At 69.7% G+C, this 2303-nt stretch carries 2 protein-coding genes; one reads left to right on the top strand and one right to left on the bottom strand.

Annotation, left to right across the window (positions count from 1 at the left end):
• A partial coding sequence (locus VF330_RS21125) for an IS110 family transposase (protein WP_330853362.1) occupies window positions 1-1204 on the bottom strand: 1204 nt, incomplete at its 3' end.
• Window positions 1205-1428: 224 nt separating this feature from the next.
• Between VF330_RS21125 and VF330_RS21130 the strand changes: the two genes are divergently transcribed.
• Window positions 1429-2303: alpha/beta hydrolase (locus VF330_RS21130; RefSeq protein ID WP_330853361.1), on the top strand; the 875-nt coding region annotated here is incomplete at its 3' end.

The raw sequence follows: 2303 nt of genomic DNA on the forward strand, positions 1-2303 counted from the left end.
CAGCAGTAGCGGGCTGGGGCGCGGCCGGGGTGAATTTTCGGCCGTCGCGCAGCAGCGCCCAGAGCACGTCGACCAGGCGGCGGGCCAGGGCGAGCAGGGCCTGGGTGTGGATGAGTCGTTCACCGCGTTTCTTGTCGTAGAAGGCGCGGGAAGGTCCACTGACTTTGAGACTGGACAGTGCTGCCATGTAGAACACGCGTCGCAACCTGCGGTTGTAGCGTTTCGGGCGGCGCAGGTTGCCGGTCACCCGGCCGGAGTCCTGCGGCACCGGAACCAGGCCGGCGTAGGAAGCCAGACGGCCGGACGTGGCGAAAGCGGCGAGGTCGCCGCCGGTGGTCACCAGGAACTCCGTGCCCAGGACCGGTCCGAGACCGGGCAGCGACTCGATGATCCCCGCCTGCGGATGTGCCCGGAACCTGCCGGTGATCAGCTCGTCGGTCTCCTTGATCCGCCGATCCAGATCAAGCAGTTGCCGGGCCAGCTCGGCGATCAGCACGGCGGTGGTCGCCTCGCCGGGCAGCCGCAGCGTCTGGGCCTCGGCCGCGGCCAGCGCGTCGGAGACCATGCCCGGGATTCCCTTGGCCCAGGCTCCGTGCTCACGCAGATAACCGTCCAGACCGGACTGTCCCGCATCCCGGATCGCTTGTGGTGTCTGGAAACCGGTGACCAGTATCAGGGCGCTGCGGGTGGAGTAGTCGAAGGCGCGTTCCAGCGCGGGGAAGATCCCGGTCAGCATGTCGCGCAGCCGGTTGACCCCGCGCACCCAGTCGGCCATCAGGTCCTCGCGGTGCGCGGTCAGCCGGGTCAGCTCGACCACCAGCTCATCGGTGGCCGTGACAGGCGTGAGGTCGGTGCGCATGCGGGCGGTCTCGGCGATCACCCGCGCGTCCTTGGCATCGGACTTCGCCTCGCCGCGGAACACCCCGCTCATGCGGTTCACGACCCGGCCGGGCACATAGACCACCTGCTGACCCGCGGCGATCAGCACCGCTACCAGCAGCGCCGCCGCGTTGCTGGTCAGATCGATCGCCCACCGCACCTCGGCGGCCGCCCGGCCGGCACGGGCGACGAGCTGCTCGATCGCGGCCTGGTCGTTGACCACCTTCTGCGAGAACACCACCTTCCCGGCCGGGTCCATCACACACGCGTGGTGCGTGGCCTTGCCGACATCGACACCGACCCAGACCAGCGGTCGATCCGTCACCCTCGTTCTCCTGATATCGAAGTTCAATCCCGTGGACAGCCCCGCCAGCAGGTCCCTAAACAGCGACGGTCCGCACCAGATCTGAATCAGCGGCCAGGGCGTCCAGAACGACGGGGCGGCCATTCCTTCGGAGCCACCTCACGGCAACCAGTCATCAGCCACACCCCATCGTCCTGGGCATCCGGGGCACTCACCCCGAACAACATCGACCTTAGGGAGCAGTCATGAAGCGCCCAGTCCTCGAGCCCGCCGCCGCCGAGTTCGCCGCCGCCACCGCGCAGCCGCCGTTCCTGTTCGACCTGGGTCCCGAGCAGGGCCGCAAGACGGTCGACGAGGTGCAGTCGGGTGAGGTGGACAAGCCGGAGGTCGACGAGCAGTGGGTCGAGCTCGACGGTTTCAAGGTCCGCGTGGTGAAGCCGGCCGGCTCCTCGGGTGTGCTGCCCGTGGTCCTCTACATCCACGGCGCCGGCTGGGTCTTCGGCAACGCCCACACCCACGACCGCCTGGTCCGCGAGCTCGCCGTGGGCGCCGGCGCGGCCGTCGTCTTCCCCGAGTACTCGCTCTCGCCCGAGGCCCGCTACCCGGTCGCCATCAACCAGAACTACGCCGCCGCGCAGTGGGTCGTCGCCTCCGGCGCGTCCTACGGCCTCGACGCCACCCGCATCGCGGTGGCCGGCGACTCGGTGGGCGGCAACATGGCGGCGGCACTGACGTTGCAGGCCAAGGAACGCGGCGACGTCGCCCTGAAGGCCCAGGTCCTCTTCTACCCGGTGACCGACGCGGCCTTCGACACCGACTCGTACCTCCAGTTCGCGGAGGGCTACTTCCTGCGCCGCGACGGCATGCAGTGGTTCTGGGACCAGTACACGACGAACCCGCTGGAGCGCGCGGAGATCACCGCGTCCCCGCTGCGCGCGTCGCTCGACCAGCTCCAGGGCCTGCCGCAGGCGCTCGTGATCACCGCGGAGGCCGACGTGCTGCGCGACGAGGGCGAGGCCTACGCCGACAAGCTGCGTTCGGCCGGCGTGCCCGTCACGGCCGTGCGGTACGCGGGCGCGATCCACGACTTCGTGATGCTGAACGCGCTGCGCGGCACGCA

Source organism: Lentzea sp. (assembly GCF_036380075.1).
In the GTDB taxonomy this organism is placed as follows: Bacteria; Actinomycetota; Actinomycetes; order Mycobacteriales; family Pseudonocardiaceae; genus Lentzea.